This is a genomic window from Streptomyces sp. NPDC001941 (assembly GCF_040296945.1).
Classification (GTDB): domain Bacteria; phylum Actinomycetota; class Actinomycetes; order Streptomycetales; family Streptomycetaceae; genus Streptomyces.
Map to the genome: position 1 here is coordinate 1 of NZ_JBEOYE010000229.1, position 2608 is coordinate 2608.

Below are 2608 nucleotides of genomic sequence, written 5' to 3' on the forward strand. Positions count from 1 at the left end.
CTACGGTCCCTTAAAGCAAACCCTTAGCTTTAGGTGGCGCAGGCCCGTCAACCTCCCTCCGGCCGGCGTCACTTCACGGACAGAAGGGCCCCCCATGCACCCTCACGCCTCCGCCCCGGCCGCGACCTGGACACTCGGGGACATCACCGTCCACCGCGTGGACGAGATCGCCCTGCCCCCGCAGACGGGCCCTTGGCTGCTGCCCGGGGCCACGCCCCAGGTCGTGTCCCAGCACCCCTGGCTGAAGCCCTCCTTCGCCGACGAGTCCGGCGTCCTGCGCCTGGCCAGCCACACCTTCGCCCTGATCGCCGGCGGCCGGCGGGTCCTCATCGACACGGGCATCGGAAACGCCAAGCCCCGCGCCAATCCCGCCTGGCACGGCCTGGACACCGACTACCTGACCCGCCTCGCGGCCATCGGCTTCACCCCCGAGTCAGTGGACCTGGTCGTCATGACCCACCTGCACACCGACCACGTCGGCTGGAACACCACTGCCCACGAGGGGAGTTGGGTGCCCACGTTCCCCCGCGCCCGATACCTGACCACGCGCACGGAATGGGACTTCTGGAGCAGTACGGAGCTGGACGAGCCGCGCGCCCAGATGTTCCGGGACTCCATCCACCCGGTCCGCGACGCGGGACTGCTGGACGTCGTCGACATGCCCCCGGCAGGAGGCGCACCGATCGCGCCGGGCCTGACCCTGGTCCCCACGCCGGGGCACACCCCGGGCCACGTGGCCGTCCGGCTCGACAGCAGGGGCGCCGAGGGCCTCGTCACCGGAGACTGCATCCACCATCCGGTCCAGCTCGCCGACACCGGCCTCGGAAGCTGCGTGGACATCGACCCGGGACTGGCCGCGTCGACCCGCCGCGCGCTGCTCGCCGAGGTCGCCGACACCGACACGCTCGTGCTGGGCAGCCACTTCCCCGCCCCGGCCGCGGGCCACGTCGTCACGCAGGGGGACGCCTACCGCTTCGTTCCCGCAGGCGACCGGCACGTCAGCAGCTCGCGAGGCGCCGGGGCATGACGACACCCTGCCTCGCGTGACGCGTGGGCAACCACGCCTGCCCGCGGGCGTGGTCGACCGGCGCTCCCTCACTGCGCGGCCCACGCCGCGAGGCGCCGGCTCACCAGGTCCCGGCCGCGCGGCGGTACGGTCCACAGGTCGTGGCCCGCGACGCCCCAGCGGGCCAGCAGCGCGTTCGCGGCGAGCATCCCGGTGGTGGCCGCGCGCTCCATGAGCGCCACGGGCAGGTCGCAGCGGATCGCGTCCCCGGCGAGCATGACGCCGGGGTGGGGCGTGCGGACGGCCGGGCGGACCCGGTAGCCGTCCACCGGGAACAGCGGGCAGTCGTCGCGCCACTCGTGGCGGGCGTCGATGACCGTCGCGTCGCGCGTCTCGGAGTAGGCCCGGTGCAGCTGAGCCAGCAGCCGTGCCTGGGCCGCCTCGCGGTCGGCGTGCGACGGCTGGGCGTAGGCGTGCAGTTCGACCACCGAGCCGCCGGTGCGGGCGCTCCAGCGGGCCGCCTCGCCCTCCCAGCGTTCCAGGACGCTGATGTTGTCGAGGTCTCCGTAACCGCTGGTGCCGAGGAAGCCGGGGCGGTCGCGGGCCACGGGCTTGTCGAGCCAGAGCCGGCTCACCAGGAACGGCGGCGCCGTGCGCAACTCCCCGATCCGGGCCCGCCAGGACTCGTTCCCCAGGCCCGGGCTGTTGGCGACCAGTCGGGTGAGGCCGGGGACGTTCAGGGCCAGGACGCAGGCGTCGTGCCGCTCGTCCGTCCCTGGTCCGGTCAGGCGCAGGCCTCCGGCGTCCCGCGGGCTGACGTGGTCGATGGCCGTGGAGGTGCGCACGCGGGCACCCAGGTCGTGCAGGTGTTGTTCCAGCGGGTTCCACAGGGCCTGGGGGAACGGCTCGTCGGGCACGTCGAAGAGCAGCCCCTCGGCTGATCCGAGGAAGTAGATGTGGAACATGAGGACCATCTCGGCGGCGGACAGGGTGCGCGGGTCGGCGAAGAAGCTCCGGGAGAACACCTCGAAGGCCAGGTGGCGGGCGGATTCCGGGAAGCGGATCGCGCCCAGGAAGTCGTGGGCGCTGAGGGAGTCGAAGCGGGCGTAGACATCGGGGACCCGGACGTCGAGCAGGCCCAAGGCGGCTCGCGCGTTCACGCGGGCCAGGTCGCGCGGCGGGAAGGAGGGGCTGAGGGCGGCGAAGGCCAGCGCGTTCCACGGGGGCGTGCGCGGGAGGGCGGCGAAGCTGTCGCGCGGTCCGTCCGCGTGCTGGAGCGGGTAGTCGGGCAGCGGGCGCAGACGGCTCAGGTCGGGGTCGGTGCGGCGCAGCAGTGCGCGCAGGTTGTAGTACTGGCGGAAGAAGGCGTGGAAGCCGCGGCTCATGGTGGCCGGGGTGCCGTCGCCCAGGGTGGTGGGCCATCCGGCGAGGCGTCCGCCGAGCGTGCTGTCTCGCTCGTACAGCGTGACGCGTACGCCGCGTTCGGCGAGGGCCGTCGCGGCCGCGAGGCCCGCGATGCCGCCGCCGACGACGCCGACGGTGGGCGCCCCCGTCCCGTGCGGGGCGTGTGGGGCGCCGGGGCGCGCGGGCAGCAGGCGGGCG

Annotated in this window: 2 protein-coding genes; one reads left to right on the forward strand and one right to left on the reverse strand. The window is 74.0% G+C overall.

All coding sequences use genetic code 11. The features are described 5' to 3' along the window. Positions 1-94 precede the first annotated feature (94 nt). Positions 95-1027: an MBL fold metallo-hydrolase gene (locus ABT160_RS46720; RefSeq protein WP_351656455.1), complete on the forward strand. Its 933-nt coding sequence runs from the start codon at positions 95-97 to the stop codon at positions 1025-1027. Between the two features lie 68 nt (positions 1028-1095). Here the strand turns inward: ABT160_RS46720 and ABT160_RS46725 are convergent. Further along, positions 1096-2608, reverse strand: a 1513-nt coding sequence (locus ABT160_RS46725) for an FAD-dependent oxidoreductase (protein WP_351656457.1), incomplete at its 5' end; no start/stop codon positions are given.

What these genes read in the sequence shown, in the direction of transcription:
- ABT160_RS46720 (WP_351656455.1), top strand. Translation starts at nt 95, where the DNA reads ATGCACCCTCACGCCTCCGCCCCGGCCGCGACCTGGACACTCGGGGAC.